Annotated in this window: 15 protein-coding genes; all 15 read left to right on the plus strand. The window is 34.5% G+C overall.

Going from position 1 to position 15,727, the window contains the following annotated elements; translation table 11 throughout:
• The first annotated feature begins 556 nt into the window (after positions 1-556).
• On the plus strand, positions 557-1,129 hold the full coding sequence (locus F6K18_RS19920; protein WP_287523236.1) for a TerD family protein: 573 nt from the start codon (positions 557-559) through the stop codon (positions 1,127-1,129).
• A 754-nt stretch (positions 1,130-1,883) separates the two neighbouring features.
• A complete protein-coding gene (locus tag F6K18_RS19925; RefSeq protein ID WP_287523238.1) occupies positions 1,884-2,492 on the plus strand; it encodes a hypothetical protein in 609 nt (202 codons plus the stop codon).
• A 669-nt stretch (positions 2,493-3,161) separates the two neighbouring features.
• Entirely contained in the window at positions 3,162-3,764 is a 603-nt protein-coding gene (locus tag F6K18_RS19930; protein WP_287523240.1) for a TerD family protein, read from the plus strand.
• A gap of 1,471 nt (positions 3,765-5,235) precedes the next feature.
• Positions 5,236-5,424, plus strand: a complete 189-nt coding sequence (locus F6K18_RS19935) for a hypothetical protein (RefSeq protein WP_287523242.1) — start codon at positions 5,236-5,238, stop codon at positions 5,422-5,424.
• A 124-nt stretch (positions 5,425-5,548) separates the two neighbouring features.
• Positions 5,549-7,156 (plus strand): adenylate/guanylate cyclase domain-containing protein, encoded by a 1,608-nt coding sequence (locus F6K18_RS19940; protein ID WP_287523244.1) that lies wholly within the window; start codon positions 5,549-5,551, stop codon positions 7,154-7,156.
• 585 nt (positions 7,157-7,741) lie between these two features.
• Positions 7,742-7,963 carry a hypothetical protein gene (locus tag F6K18_RS19945; RefSeq protein ID WP_287523246.1) on the plus strand — a complete coding sequence of 74 codons (222 nt, stop codon included), beginning with the start codon at positions 7,742-7,744 and terminating at the stop codon, positions 7,961-7,963.
• Positions 7,964-8,126: 163 nt separating this feature from the next.
• Complete coding sequence (locus F6K18_RS19950; RefSeq protein ID WP_287523249.1) at positions 8,127-8,861, plus strand: 15,16-dihydrobiliverdin:ferredoxin oxidoreductase; 735 nt, start codon at positions 8,127-8,129, stop codon at positions 8,859-8,861.
• A gap of 112 nt (positions 8,862-8,973) precedes the next feature.
• Entirely contained in the window at positions 8,974-9,744 is a 771-nt protein-coding gene (locus tag F6K18_RS19955) for a phycoerythrobilin:ferredoxin oxidoreductase (RefSeq protein ID WP_287523252.1), read from the plus strand.
• Positions 9,745-9,803: 59 nt separating this feature from the next.
• Entirely contained in the window at positions 9,804-9,959 is a 156-nt protein-coding gene (locus tag F6K18_RS19960) for a hypothetical protein (RefSeq protein ID WP_287523255.1), read from the plus strand.
• A 67-nt stretch (positions 9,960-10,026) separates the two neighbouring features.
• Positions 10,027-10,545 (plus strand): phycocyanin subunit beta, encoded by a 519-nt coding sequence (locus F6K18_RS19965; RefSeq protein ID WP_287523258.1) that lies wholly within the window; start codon positions 10,027-10,029, stop codon positions 10,543-10,545.
• 106 nt (positions 10,546-10,651) lie between these two features.
• Positions 10,652-11,140 carry a phycocyanin subunit alpha gene (cpcA, locus tag F6K18_RS19970; RefSeq protein WP_287523260.1) on the plus strand — a complete coding sequence of 163 codons (489 nt, stop codon included), beginning with the start codon at positions 10,652-10,654 and terminating at the stop codon, positions 11,138-11,140.
• Positions 11,141-11,348: 208 nt separating this feature from the next.
• Positions 11,349-12,218: a HEAT repeat domain-containing protein gene (locus tag F6K18_RS19975; RefSeq protein ID WP_287523263.1), complete on the plus strand. Its 870-nt coding sequence runs from the start codon at positions 11,349-11,351 to the stop codon at positions 12,216-12,218.
• 465 nt (positions 12,219-12,683) lie between these two features.
• Entirely contained in the window at positions 12,684-13,331 is a 648-nt protein-coding gene (locus F6K18_RS19980) for a HEAT repeat domain-containing protein (protein ID WP_287523265.1), read from the plus strand.
• A gap of 497 nt (positions 13,332-13,828) precedes the next feature.
• Positions 13,829-14,782 carry a metal ABC transporter solute-binding protein, Zn/Mn family gene (locus F6K18_RS19985; protein WP_287523267.1) on the plus strand — a complete coding sequence of 318 codons (954 nt, stop codon included), beginning with the start codon at positions 13,829-13,831 and terminating at the stop codon, positions 14,780-14,782.
• Entirely contained in the window at positions 14,779-15,540 is a 762-nt protein-coding gene (locus F6K18_RS19990; RefSeq protein WP_287523269.1) for a metal ABC transporter ATP-binding protein, read from the plus strand. The genes F6K18_RS19985 and F6K18_RS19990 overlap by 4 nt, the downstream gene beginning before the upstream one ends.
• The last annotated feature ends 187 nt before the right edge of the window (positions 15,541-15,727 follow it).

A 15,727-nucleotide genomic window follows, 5' to 3' on the forward strand; every position in this document is an offset into this window, starting at 1 on the left:
TGACACAAAAATAAGGTCTCAAGCTTCCCCTTTAAAGGAGATAAAAAAAGAAAGTTCAGTTCAAAATTTACTTGATTTGCTATTTGCTAAACTTTACCCCCATGAATTATTCTGACACAAAAATAAGGTCTCAAGCTTCCCCTTTAAAGGAGATAAAAAAAGAAAGTTCAGTTCAAAATTTACTTGATTTGCTATTTGCTAAACTTTACCCCCATGAATTATTCTGACACAAAAATAAGGTCTCAAGCTTCCCCTTTAAAGGAGATAAAAAAAGAAAGTTCAGAATTTCAAGTATCCCTATTCCAGGAGGTACTTATAAGTGAGTCTATCCCAGTAATAAGATTTTTGCTAAAAACCCTAAATATTTTGAGAGTTAAAAACGAAAAATCAAGGTTTTCAAACAAATTTTACTTAATCAAATAACCCTGTTAAAAATAGTGGGATAGGTTCATAAGTGATAACTGAAATGACCTTAATGCAAAATAATCAATCAAGATAAATATAAATTATTATCTTGAAAAATGCTTTAAATTATTTATTTAGAGAGGGAAAATAAATGTCTGTTAAACTCAGCAAAGGTCACAGAATTAATCTTTCTAAGGATGCACCAGGCTTAACAAAAGTTGCTATTGGTTTGGGATGGGATGTTAATCCTACTGATACAGGTACAGAATTTGATTTAGATGCCTCTGTTTTTATGTTAGAAGATAATGGAAAAATTCCAGAGGACGAATACTTTGTTTTCTACAATAATTTAAAATCTCCAGATGGTTCTGTAAAGCATTGGGGAGATAACAGAACTGGAGAAGGGGAAGGGGATGATGAAACAATAGAAGTAGATTTAACTAATGTTAATTCTAGTATTCAAGAACTACTTTTTGTTGTAACTATCCATGAAGCAGAAAAAAGAAGGCAAAACTTTGGGCAAGTTAAAAATTCTTTCATTAGAGTTTATGATTTGGAGACTCAAGAAGAAATAACTAAGTATGAATTAGAAGAAGATTTTTCTAGAGAAACTGCAATAGAATTTGGTCGTCTCTATAATAAAAATGGTGAGTGGAGATTTCAAGCAGTAGGAACAGGATATAATGCTGGGTTACAAACCTTTGTAGAAAAATACGTTTACTAATAACTAAAAGAGTATTTTGGGTAAGGCGATCGCTAAAACAAAAAACTTGAAAAATAAAAGTAAAAAATACTGAGTAGTTGTTAATAAATAATGGTAGCTAGTAGGGAAAAGAGAACAGGGAATAGTTCTGATAATATTCAGATTTGAGGATTGCCAAATACTTTATTAATAAACATTCAGGCGTCATTTATCAGCGCAAAGAGTTAATTTTAAAAAAGTCAAAGTCTTTGCCTGATGAAATATTTTTGAATGGGAGGTAACTAGACTATAATAACTTGATTTGCTACTATTATAGCAATGAGCGCTGGTATATTTACAAATTGCAGGAAAGGCCAAATAGCTAAAAGTCTTATATTATCAGCAATTTATTCCCCCTGTTGCCAGATGAGCTGTTGCCTGTTGCCTGCGCACAGCGCTATACCTTTAGAGCCGGAATAGGAATTCCTGAGATTGAATTTAGTAGAAGTTAAACTAACGCACTCTCTGATTAACTTTTACTCCTGTTGACGGTATTACATTAGCAATAAGCTGACGGTGAGATAGCTAAATACTGATACCAATTCACTTTAAAAATGTCACAAACAGTTTCAAACTAAATATGTGAAATAATTTCCTGAAATTACTGTATCGTAAAAGTTTCGAGTCTATAAAATCTTACTTTTTATTTCCCCCCTTGGGGAGTAACAGGGGGGTTTACTTTATAACTTCCGTGAAACCCTATTACTTTTGTTGTTACTATGAAAGACTAAAAATCATGGTTATTAAACTGGAAAAAACTGGAGATTTTCATAAAATAGACTTGAGCAAAGATGAGAGAGCTAATCCTGTTCAAGTTCATGTTAATCTTAACTGGGAAGCCGTTAAAAATAGTCAAGGTGGTTTGATAGAAAAAATATTTGGCAGTAATAGTATGCCAGATTTAGATTTAGGCTGTATGTATGAAATGATGAATGGTGAAAAGGGAGTTATTCAACCTTTAGGAAAAAACTTTGGCTCCAGAAAAATTTCACCTTACATTTATTTAGATAAAGATGACCGGACAGGTATAGCAAATGATGGTGAAAATATGTATATTTTCAGACCAGATTTAATTAAAAGGGTACTATTCTTTGCTTTTATATATGAAGGTGCTAGAGATTTTCAATCTGTAAATGGAAGAATGTTCTTCAAGATAAGTAATGGTGAAGAAATTTATCTAGAATTGAATAATCCTGATAGTAATCGTAGTTTTTGTGTGGCAGCATTGGTAAAAAATATTAACTCTCAAATTATGATTGTTAAAGAGGAAAAATATTTTCAAAGCCATAGTCAGGCAGACGAATTTTATAAATATGGATTTAATTGGCAACCAGGTAAAAAGTAGTTTTGTAAATTAATTGAGTGGCAAGCATTTAGCTTTCATTTATCAGCTATTAGTTACTAGCATAATAATAAGTGAAGTTAGAAGAATTAAAAGTATTGAAATAGATAAAGGAGATTAGATAAACTGAGATATATATCAAAGTACCTCTACAAATTGTCTAGACTGAATTACCCAACAACTGACTTAATTTTTATTGCTAACTGCTGATAATAGCTGAATACTTACATTGGGTTGAGGCCGAAAATTAAAATTAGTAACTGAGAGATTGACAACAGATTCTGAAAATTATTTTTACAGAATTTTGGTTAACTATTTAGCCAAAAATTGAGTCACTAAATTTAACTGCTCGGAAGTAAGAGTTTCACCCTGTCACTATAAACCGGATTTTATTTAGTAGGGTAATACTAAATGATAGGAAGGCTAGAAAAAGAATGTTACAAATTGTATAGGTAAGGAAGAAGCAAAACCACAGTTGGCAGAATAAACAAAGAAAAAAAGCATTAAAATTATAGATTTTTGTCGCTTAATTCAGATCAAGAAGTTTATACAAAAAGGAAGTAGTTATAATCAACGTCTCCTACCTATCTGTACCAAAAATTTATCAAATTGGTATGATTCCTTCTTGACTTTTGTTAAAATTTTTTAGAGTTTATACAGGGTAATAAATATATGAGTATCAACCTCAAAAAAGGACAAAAAATTGTACTTGATAAAAGTGAATACGATCTATCAAGACTGACAATGGGACTAGGATGGGATGTTGCTAAATCTGCAAGTGGTTTAGCTGGTTTATTTGGTAATAGATCGGATTTTGACCTTGATGGTTATGCAATTTTATTAGGAGAGAATGACAAACTCAAAGACTACAAAGAAGATGTAATTTATTATGGTCATTTAGAATCTAAGGATAAGACAGTAATTCATTCAGGTGATAATCTGACTGGAGAAGGAGATGGAGATGATGAACAAATAATCTTGAAACTAAACTCTATTCCTGAAAAATACCAAAAAATTATCTTAGCAGTAAGTATTTATCAAGCTAAAGAAAGGAAACAACAATTTGGAATGGTAGAAAATGCTTTTGTTAGAGCTGTTGATCATAAAGGAGTAGAAATAGCAAAATATACTTTATCTGGTAATGGTACTTATCAAGGTAAAATATCAATGTTAATGGGAGCAGTTTATCGAGATAATACATTGTGGAAATTTACTGCTTTGGGCGATCCTTTAGATAGTGATATGAATGGTGTAGTAGGTTCATTTCTGAAATAAGTTTAGCCATATAGCAGAAGGAAGAAGGAAAAATCTTGCGTTGTCTGAGTTTTAAGCTTTTGATCTGTCCTAACCTTTGCTTCGACTGCTATACTTACTCAATTTTAAAATAAACTATTATAAAATTAAAAAAACCAGTATTTGTTAGAAGCTAAAATACTGGTTTTTTTCAATAGGATTTTAATATTCATCCGATTTCCGTAAATTACACTAAATCCGGTTATCAAAAATACTTTATAGGGTGTAATTATACCAAATTTAAAAAGCGCTTCGGTCCGGAATGCTCCGCAAACAGCGAGAGAGCGTTTAGCATTCAGCTTTTAAGAAGGGGATTTCAATCCCTCCTAAAATTAAACGATAAGCTAGAAGTCGGGGATTTCAACCCAAGCTTTTAGATGTCTTTTTTATGTGGACTATTTGCGCTGACTGCTAGTAGCTTATAACGGACAACTAGTTAATGTATTTTTGCTACATATTCTTGGAAGTAGGGAGTAGGTAAATAACGAATAAGATATCTTTACTTCATACAAATAATTGCTAAAAAAATTACTTATCCTGACTTGTTACTTAATAACTGAAGTGTTCAATAACTATCACATTATTTTTAGTAATTTGCATTAAATACTCTCCCTATCTCCCCATCTGCTCTACACCCTATCTAGATAAAAGGATACTAATTTAATATTATTTATGAGACGAGTGAATAGAGGACAGAGAATAGAATAGGGGTTTGTAATATAAAATATAAATATTTTGAACTGCATATCTGAAAATTTTTCAGATATATATTTTAATTAAATAATATTGAGTGGCAAATTAATTTTGGTAAAACTGCATCAAGTTTTAGTGATGGTATTGAAAATATGTTGTGTATTTGTACCAATTATAGAGCTTCATATTTGACGGAAGTAGGCTGTATTTTCTCTATGTTCCTAATTCCAATTTTCTGCTCAAATCGAAATTAAGATGAGGTCAAAAAAAATTGTTTAATCCTTTTACTCTATTCCATATTCCTTCTCGCAAATATTTTAGATTTAATTTGATTTATATCAAGTTCAGTAGCATCAGTATTGTCGGGTAAGGAAGAAGAAAGAAGGAAAAAGGCTTAAAAGCCTGAAAAAAACTTAAATTTTCTGTAGATATTTACCCTTGGGTTTACACAAACGATAAACTGCAGACATGATATTAGTTATTTATCTATATTTTACTATAGACATCCTCTATAGGTTATAAAAAATCAAAGTATATAGAGGAAAGTTCGACTAAGTTTTAGATGTACTTTCTCAAATTAGTATTTGTTCAAAGAATATTTAGAGTCCTTATATATACAAGATTTGTAAAACTTACTTAATATCAATAAAAAGTTTGAAACTCTTACCCCAGTTAAACTATTCCCTAATTCCCAGATATTTTCTGCATAACTGTGTCGAGGACTGCTATATATTTAATTAAGGTTTGCTGAAAAAGTCTTATGAGTGAGGGTAGGAAACAGGAGACAACCCACCCCCAACCCCTCCCAGGAGGGGAAGACAGGAGACAACCCACCCCTCGCCCCTCCCCCTCCCAGGAGGGGAGAAATGGGAATGAACGAGGAGGTAGGAGTAAGAATTTTAAGAATGATTTTTATGCCCAACTCTGGCCTAAAATACTAACTTTTTGAGCGTGAAGAACTGAAAACCAGGCACTTTTTAAAGCCCCCAAAAAGGCTAAAACCTTTATCTGTAAATACTTTTAGATTTAATCAGCAAGCCCTAATTAATCATACTTTTTAGGAGGTACAGTAAATGCCTTATTTCATCTATGCTCCAGATACTGGCAATGAAAAAGTATATGAATTACTCACAGGTGAAATTACTATTGGTAGAGAAAGAGATAATATTATTGCTATTACTCACGAAACAAGTGTTTCCCGTCATCATGCACAAGTTGTAATTTCTCAAGATAGCGTTAATATTGTCGATCAAAATAGTAGTAATGGTACTTTTGTTAATGGAATTAAAATTGATAGCTGCATACTCAAAGAAGGAGATTTAATTCATTGTGGAAATGCAATTTTTAAATTTGTTACTAATTCTAGTCAAGCACAAGATATAGGTCTAACAAATATTGTTAAACAATACTCACAAGAGTCTAATCAAACTGAGTTGAACGAACTATTAGACCAGCAACAAGATGATTCATTATCAGTGCTTAAACTGAAGGAAAAAGATAGTAATCTCCAAGCAGTAGACAAATTAAAAATTTTGCTGGAAGTAAACAAACAGCTTTCTTCTCCCACTGAACCAGAAATATTACTAGAAAAAATTCTTGAGTTGCTATTTCAGATTATCAAAGTAGACCGAGCTGTTATTCTTTTAGTGAATGAAACAACTGGAGAACTTGAACAAAAAGCAGTAAAAGGAAGAGTAGGAATTAATATTGAAGGTTCATTTTATAGCAAAAATATTACTAATTTTGCTCTAGAAAAAGGTACAACTTTTTTGACCACAAATGCTTGTCTCGATCAGCGCTTCAACAATCCAGAATCAATTGTTTCTCAATCAATTCATGGAGCAGTTTGTATACCCCTCAAACCTAGAGATAAAATTATCGGAGTATTATATGCCGATAATTTATCATTATCAAATGTTTATTCTGATGAAGATGTCGAATTTATGACAGGTTTAGCTAATCAAGCAGCGATCGCTATAGAGAATACTCAACTTTATAATAAGATACAAGTAGAAGCAATTATCCGAAATAAATTAGAGCGCTTCTTTCCTAGAAATGTAGCTAGAAAACTTAAAGAAACAGAAAAATTAGAAATAATTGATACAGAAGTAACTGCTTTATTTTCTGATATTAGTGGCTTTACAAAAATGTCTTCAACAATGGAGCCACGCCAAATAATATCTATGCTGAATGAATATTTTAAAATTATGGTAGAAGATATTGTTTTTAGGTATGAAGGAACTCTAGAAAAATATATTGGAGATGCTTTATTTGCTATTTGGGGTGCTCCTTATCAAACTGCTAATGATGCAGAAAAAGCGATAAAAGCAGCAATTGATATGCAGTGGGCTGTTCGTAGTTTAAATAAGCAGAGAGAAAAAAGTCATCAACAACCAATTGCTATTCATATAGGAATTAATTCTGGTAAAGTAGCAGCTGGAAATATTGGTTCAGAAAAATTAATTCAATACGCGACTATTGGCGATACGACTAATGTTACTAGCCGAATATGTAGTGAAGCAAAATCTGACGAAATTATGATTAGTCAAACTACAAAAGAAAAACTTACAGAACATAATTTTCCCTTAGAAAAAATTCCACCAGTGATGGTTAAAGGAAAGGACAAACCCATACAACTATATCGTTTACTTTGGCAACAAGTACCATCAGAACTTGGTTAAAAATAATTACTAAATCAGTTTGATTTTTGAGAATTAAATTTTTAATATCTCTGAAATATTTCTGAATATTCTCAATAGTTATTGTCAAAATGAATAGTATAGTATTAATGTAGATAAAACTTTAAGCATCAAGTACCAGAGAACCAAAGTTTTTGAGGTTTGAACTGTACCGTAGGGCATAGATCCACAGGCTCTTGATAACGTTTGCGAAGCATTCCGTAGGAAAAGACGCAATAGAGCAAACGCTTGGGGAGAGAAGCATCTCTGGACTAGATGCCGCAAGGTAATTAGGGCTTGCTGATTAAATCTCAAAGCATTGACAGATAAAGGTTTTAGCATTTTTTAGTTAGAAAAAGTCCAAGCTTTTAGGTCGTAATGGTTCAAAAATTAGCATTTTAGGCCAGAGTTGGGCAGAAAAATCAAGGGAAAATTCTTACTCCTACCTCCTCGTTCATTCCCTTTTCTCCTGTCTCCTGTCTCCTGTCTCCTGTCTCCTACCCTCACCCATAAGACTTTTTCAGCAAACCCTAATTAGTTTAAAATGATTTTAAAATTATTCACAAAAGCAGATTAATTCCCCCAAGTTTGGTTTTATTAGAACCCCAAATAAACCGTAATTTAAAGCAACGAATTATTGATTTAATGAAGAAAGCACCACCAAGTATTATTGGAAATGCTGATTATATTCCTCATGCTAAAATTCCAGACTATACACAGTTTATTAAGTTTGTCGAAAAAGTTAGACCTTTAGAAAAGAACATTAAACAAAAACCTGCTGTGTTAGTGATGGAAAAAGAAACAAACTGAATATTGAGTAAATTTTTCCCTTGCATACTGATTTAAACTTTTGACATTTAATTTTTGCCTTTTGACTTTATGAAGGATTATTGCTTTGTTTATGAGAAATGAGACTCAGGTTATGGCCATCAATTAATCTGTAAAATGATTTAATATGTGACCATAAGTATCAATGTACAAGCCATTCTTAGAACACTTAGAAAAAGAGCTATTCAGTAAATTTGACTTAAGCAGTAGACCAATTCCTGCTGGTTTAGAAGCAAATGTTAGTAATCGAGGCAAGAATCAAGCTACTATCCAAAGTTGGTGTTATGAGTGTCCTCAACTAAGAAAAATACGTTATACCTATATTGATGCAGGGGCTTCAGCGCAGGTATTTAATAGTGTTATTTATCCTAGTTACTACTATGACGTTCCACTTTTAGGAACTGACCTACTATCTTTTGGTAAAAGTAAAATCTTAGTAGTATTAGATTTTCAACCTTTATTTCAAGAAGAATCTTATTTAGAAAAATATATAGAACCAATGCGATCGCTACGAGAAAAATATAATGACTTAGCTCAAAAATTAGAAATGAAATTTTATGATGCTAACCAATATTTTTCTAAATATTTACTGTTTGCTAAAACAGATGAAAAAACAGTGAAAACTACATTTTTTGAAGCCTATAAACAATACATTAACTTGTATTGGGAAATGTTAGATAAAGCAGAAATTCTTGATCGAACAGAAGATATTCAACAGGTAATTAAAGCCCAAAAAGATTACGATCAATATAGTGCAGATCGTGACCCAGCGTCAGGATTATTTAGCAGTTATTTTGGCCATGAATGGTCAGAAAAATTTCTCTACGAATTCTTGTTTGAAGATGCTGTACCATTAGCTGTTCCCAATGCAACCCGATAATTCCAATAATTTTGTTAACTATTCAGTTAAAAATTGATACTCGCACCCTTCTAACACATCCAGGGGGGTGTGAGCTAAATTTTTGTAGATAAATTGCTGAAATACATAGGTAATGACACCAACTGAAAATATAGTGAATTTGTATCAACCTTTTCTAGATTATGCTCTAACTCAGCTCAAGCAAGAACTAGAACTAAAACCTTACCCTATACCCTCTGGATTTGAACATAAAGTTGCTATAACTGGCAAGGGCAAAAAAGAACAAGAAGTAGATACAACCAGTTACGCCTACTGTAGTCCCAAGCTCCGACAAATTAGAGCAGCTCATGTTCAAGGTGGCAGTGCCCTCCAAGTGTTAAATTTTGTAATATTTCCCCACCTTAATTATGATTTGCCATTTTTTGGGGCAGACCTAGTTACCTTGCCAGGGGGACATCTCATTGCCCTAGATATGCAGCCCTTATTTCGCGATGATCCTCAGTATCAAGAAAAGTATACTCAGCCAATATGGGATACCTTCCAAACGCATCAGCAGCATTTGCCTTGGGGAGGAGATTTTCCTGAAGAAGCAATCCCATTCTTTTCTCCAGCCTTTCTTTGGACTCGTCCTCAAAAAAATGAATTAGTCGAGACAAGAGTGTTTGAAGCCTTCAAAGATTACCTACAAGCTTATTTAATTTTTGTAAAGCAAGCAGAACCTATTAGTAATGTGGAGAAATTAGCAGAAATCAAGGAGGCACAACTACGTTATCTGAGATATCGAGCTGAGAAAGATCCAGCTAGGGGAATGTTTACCAGATTTTATGGCCCTGAATGGACAGAAGAGTATATTCATGGCTTTCTATTTGACCTAGAAAGACAGTTGGCCTTAAATCCTGTTTAACTTTGCTATTGTGTAGAAAATTTTGTTAATAATTTGTAATAAATAAAAACACAACAGCATTGTATAAAGAATATCTGAAGGGTGATAAAGATAAACGAAAATCAACAAAAACATTGATTGATGAGGTTGAAAAGCTTCTCATAAACGGTGTAGGATTTTCTCAGGATTTTCAAACAGCCCAATTTTACTTTTCCAGCCATGGGCAGCTAGGCTGAAAAAACTAAAAAAATACCCATAGCATCGAAAAGCAATTAAAAAAAATCAAATTAGGAGAATTAATCGATGTTTGATGCTTTTACAAAAGTAGTTTCCCAGGCAGATGCCAGGGGTGATTTTGTTACTGCTAGCCAAATCGACGCTCTAAGCGCAATGGTAGCAGATAGCAATAAGCGTTTAGACGCAGTTAACCGTATTACTAGCAACGCTTCAACTATCGTTGCTAATGCAGCTCGTTCTCTATTTGCAGATCAGCCTCAGTTAATTGCTCCTGGTGGAAATGCTTATACAAGTCGTCGTATGGCTGCTTGCTTGCGTGACATGGAAATTATCCTACGTTATGTAACTTATGCTATTTTCTCTGGTGATGCAAGTGTACTAGATGACCGTTGCCTCAATGGTCTTCGTGAAACTTACTTAGCTCTAGGAACTCCTGGTGCTTCTGTAGCAGTAGGCGTGCAAAAAATGAAAGATGCAGCTATTGCTATTGCTAACGATCCAAATGGTATTACTCCTGGAGACTGCTCCTCTCTAATCTCTGAGATTGGTGGCTACTTCGACCGTGCAGCAGCAGCAGTTGCCTAAAAAAAACTGTAAAAAACTTTTTTGTAAGGATGCACCTGAGCATCTCTACAGCTTTTAAAATCGTACCAAAAATTGTACTCACAATAATAAGGGAAGTACCTCAAACATGAAAACTCCTCTAACTGAAGCAGTAACTGCTGCTGATTCTCAAGGCCGCTTTTTGACTAACACAGAAATCAATGCTGCCTTTGGTCGTTTCGGACGTGCTGCTGCTTGCTTAGAAGCTGCTAAAGCTCTTACTAGCAAATCTCAAACCTTGATTGATGGAGCTGCTCAAGCAGTATACAACAAGTTCCCCTACACTACTACAACTCAGGGACCTACCTTTGCTTCTACTCCAGTAGGAAAAGCAAAGTGTTCTCGTGACATTGGTTACTATCTCCGGATGGTAACATACTGTCTGATTGCAGGTGGTACAGGTCCTATGGATGAGATACTCATTGCAGGAATTGATGAAATTAACAAAACCTTCGAGTTGTCTCCTAGCTGGTATATTGAAGCTCTAAAGTACATCAAGGCGAACCATGGAATAACTGGTCAACCTGGAACTGAAGCTAACAACTATATTGATTATGCTATTAACGCTCTTAGCTAGTAGTTGGAAACGTAATTAGGTGGTAAATGTGAAATGAATTTTCACTAAATTAACTACCCTAAGCTAATATTTAACGTAGCCCGGACAGGTATATAGGTGCTGGCGTGTAGTTAGTATCTGTTTATCTATCCAGGCATCGTTTTTTCAGTTATCAGTTATCAGTATTTCTTGGGAAGAAATAAACAAGGATAGCTTATATCTTTAAAAGATGGAGCAGCAGTATTTGGAATTACCTTCAGAAGAAGTAACAGAGAATGGCGAGTCTCTAACAGTAGAAGAGGCGATCGCTAATCTACGCCATGAAGAGTTAGGTAAACGATATTATGCCGCTTGGTGGTTGGGAAGATTTCGAGTAAGTATACCTGCTGCGGTAGAAGGCTTAATTGCAGCACTAGAAGATGATTCTGACCGAACAGAGGATGGTGGATATCCTCTTAGACGCAACGCAGCTAGAGCTTTGGGTAAGTTAGAAGAAAAAAAAGCTGTACCAGCTTTGATTAAATGTTTGGAATGTTCAGATTACTATGTACGAGAAGCAGCAGCAGAAGCATTAGAAATGTTGGGAGACCCTAGCTGCATTTCTGCATTAATTAAACTTTTAGATGGAGGGGTTGAAGCAGCAGTATTAGTTCCAGGTAAGCCTCATCTTGTTCAACCCTACGAGGACATTATTGAAGCTTTAGGAACACTTGAAGCTCAATCTGCAATTCCTTTAATTAAACCTTTTATCGAACATCCTGTACAGAAAGTGCAATATGCTGCTGCCCGGGCCCTATATCAACTAACCGGAGAAGCAGTTTATGGAGAATATCTGACTCAAGCATTAGATGGCGATAATCTACAATTACGACGCTCCGCACTGATGGATTTAGCAGCGATCGGTTATTTACCTGCAGCTAAGGCGATATCAGAAACTTTAGCCGAAAATAGTATGAAATTAATTGCCCTCAAAGGACTTTTGGAGCATCACCTCACAATAAATTCAAAAGTTAAGAGTCAAGAGTCAAAGGTAGAATCTCAACTATTATTATCAGATGAGGCTATTGAGGTAATGACTCTAATGGATTCACTTTTATAAAATCAGGACTTACGCACCATACTCTACTTATGGGGAGGGCGAATACAATTCGCCCCTAGAAATGGTGGCTTAAAAGTCAATTTGCGTAAGTCCTAAAAATATTAATTAGTTTATATTGTTCATATTTTTACTGAAAAATTGTGGTTGAAAGCCTCCCCTTTTAATGGGATAACATCATGTCCAATTAAACAGTTATAAATAAACTCAGAATTTCCTACGGAATGCTCTGCAAACAGAATTGAGGAGGGAAGAAAGAAGAAAAGAAGGAGAAAGTTTTTTGGTTGCGTAAGCGGAACGGATTTCTATCGCTAATTATCCGGAGATGATATTAATTATCCGGAGATGATATAATAAAGAAAAATTTTCTTTTGAGTGAATTTTATCCGTTTTCAAGCAGAGGTAATTATTAATTATTAATTATTAATTATTAATTGTTGAAATTCTCCTACTCCCTACTCCCTAAAAATGAATAATCAACCCTCAACAATAAATAATCAACTCATCCAAGCAGTGGAAGAAGCAGATTCTTCTCAAGGTTTAATTGATGCAGTTAAAGATTTAGCAGCAGTTCAGATAGAAGATGCTATCCCGATATTAATTACAGTTTTAGGGTACAACAATCCTGGTGCAGCAGTGGCAGCAGTTGATGGGTTGGTTTTACTCGGGGAAATGGCAGTACTTCCAATACTAGAAAAACTTGATGGTTATAATTATGGTGCTAGAGCTTGGGCAATTAGAGCATTGGCAGGTATTGGCGATCCGCGTGGGTTAGATTTATTGTTAGATGCTGCAATAAATGACTTTTCTTTTAGTGTCAGACGTGGTGCGGCAAAAGGCTTAGGTTTTATTGATTGGAAAAAGTTGCCAGAATCTCAGATTTTTGATTGTCAACTATCTACGATGAAGACTCTTTTGCAAGTATCCCAAGACCAAGAATGGATAGTGCGTTATGCTGCTGTAGTTGGTTTGTATGGTTTGGCCAAAACTGTAGAAGTTACTTATCCAAAATGGCTTGAGGATATTTTGACCAGGTTTGAGGAGATTGTTGATACAGATACAACTTTAGCGGTTAGTGCTAGGGCACAAATGGCTATTGCAGATTTGGGAAAGTAAGTCAAAATTCAAAATTCAAAAGTCAAAAGTCAAAAGTTATATTTGATTGGCTCAAAGCTTTAATACTACAGTAATTTACGGAAATTATTTAATCAGAACTTACGCAGATTCTTAGACAATACGCTATCTGTAGGGGCGAATGGTATTCGCCCTAGCTTTATTTAGAGTCTCTGCGTAAGTCCTGTTTATATTAGTCTCAAGTAGTCAAAATAAATGTAGCGATGATTACAAGGTAGAGGGAAGTATCAAACAAGATAAATATTAGGCGATCGCCTTCAATGTTTACAGTGGTTTTCACATCAAAAGCGCTGTAATAATTTTCAGGACTTACGCAAATTCTTAGATAATACGCTATCTGTAGAGGGCGAATGCCATTCGCCCCTACTACATATGGCGCTTGGTGGGTAGGCCGATGATTTTATCACTATTTGGTATTAGCCATTATTGTATGATAAATTTGAAAATGATAATCATTCCCAAAAATAACCTGTATACTAATGCTCAAGACAATTAGACGAATTCACTGTTTATTCTTAGGAACAGCAGCACTGGCCACGGCTGTTTCTCTCGGAAGTGTTAGTAGTGTGGCCCAAAATCAAAATGAAACTAAAATAGTAGCAACTTTCTTACCTATATATATGTTTACCAAAGGAGTTACCGGAGAAAGTGGAAAAGTAGAACTCTTAATTCCTGCGGGAGCAGACCCCCACGATTATCAGGCAACGCCTGAGAATGCACGGAGTATTGCAGAGGCAGATGTATTAGTAAAAAATGGGTTGGGGTTAGAAGAATTTTTAGAGAAATTAGTTGATGCTACGGCTAACTCTCAACTTCAAGAAATTGATGCTAGTCAAAATATAGAACCCCTAGAAGAAGAAGATAAAGACCACGACGACCACGACGACCACGACGACCACGACCACGACCACGGTCATCACCATGAAGAAGGAAACCCTCATGTTTGGTTAGACCCTGTTTTAGCCCAACAACAAGTCAAGAATATTCGGGATGGTTTAATTCAAGCTGACTCTAATAATGAAGCTACTTATAGAGCTAATGCTGATATTTATATTCGTAAATTACAGGAGCTTCACCAAGAATTTCAAACTCGTTTATCACCTTTTCAAGGATGTAAATTTATTGCTTTTCATGATGCTTATCCTTACTTAGCTCAACGGTACAATTTACAACAAATGGCAGTGGTGGAATTGCCAGAAGATAATATCACGCCTAGAGATGTTCAAAGAGTAATAAAAGCAGCTCAAGAATATCAAGTTAAAGGTTTACTTGCTGAAGTTGGATTTAATGATAATCGGATGCAACAAATTGCTAAAGATATTAGATTACCTATCAAAAAATTAGACCCAATAAACAGCGGTTCGTTAGACTCAGAACATTATTTTACTGCCATGAGAAATAATTTAAAAACTTTAGAGGAAGTTTGCCAGTGAAATTAGCAGAAATTGACAAAAATCTGCCAGTAGTAGAAGTACAAAATTTAACAGTAATTAGAGGAAAATATCAAGCAGTAGAATCTGTGTCATTTCAAATATTTCCTGGTAGTAATACAGCAATTATTGGTCCGAATGGTGCAGGAAAAAGTACATTAATTCAGGCAATATTAGGTTTAATTCCTTATGAATCAGGCTATATAGAAATTCTAGGTAAACAAATAAAAGATTTAGGAAAACATTGGCAAAAAATTGGTTATATTCCCCAAAAATTACCTTTTGACCGGAGTTTTCCTTTAAGTGTGGCTGAATTAATCAGTTTAGGTTACCCAGAGCAAGGTTTGATGAAGTCGCGGGAAAAGCTTATGGCAATAGAAAAAGCTTTGGTACAAGTTAAGTTAGAAAATCAGGCAAAACAGCGAATAGGAAGTTTAAGTGGTGGGGAGTTAAAACGGGTTTTATTGGGATATTGTTTGGTGCAAAATAGACAGTTATTAATATTAGATGAAGTCATGGCTGGTATAGACCCGACTGGAGAAATACAGTTTGCTGAATTACTGGCAAATTTACATCAAGAAGAGGGTTTTTCGATTGTGCAAGTTTCCCATGATTTAGATATGGTGAGTCGTTATTGTGACCAAGTTATTTGTATGAATCGTCGTTTATGTTGTCAGGGTAAACCTAGTGTTGCTTTGGATAAAAATAACTTGAGTGAAGTTTATGGGGATAATTTAATTAGATATGTTCATCAGCATTAAATAGGGAATAGGGAATAGGGAATAGAGAATAAGGAATAGGGAATAGGGAATAGGGAGTAGGGAATGGCAAACACCGAAGCAATAAAATTCTCACATCTGATTCTTGATTGCTATAGTATCTGGCTAATTAGTTATCGTATAATTCAGGATAAAGGACACAGGAAAAAGTAAGGATGAGAGTGGAAAA

It is taken from the genome of Okeania sp. SIO2C2, assembly GCF_010692625.1.
Taxonomy (GTDB): Bacteria; Cyanobacteriota; Cyanobacteriia; order Cyanobacteriales; family Microcoleaceae; genus Okeania; species Okeania hirsuta.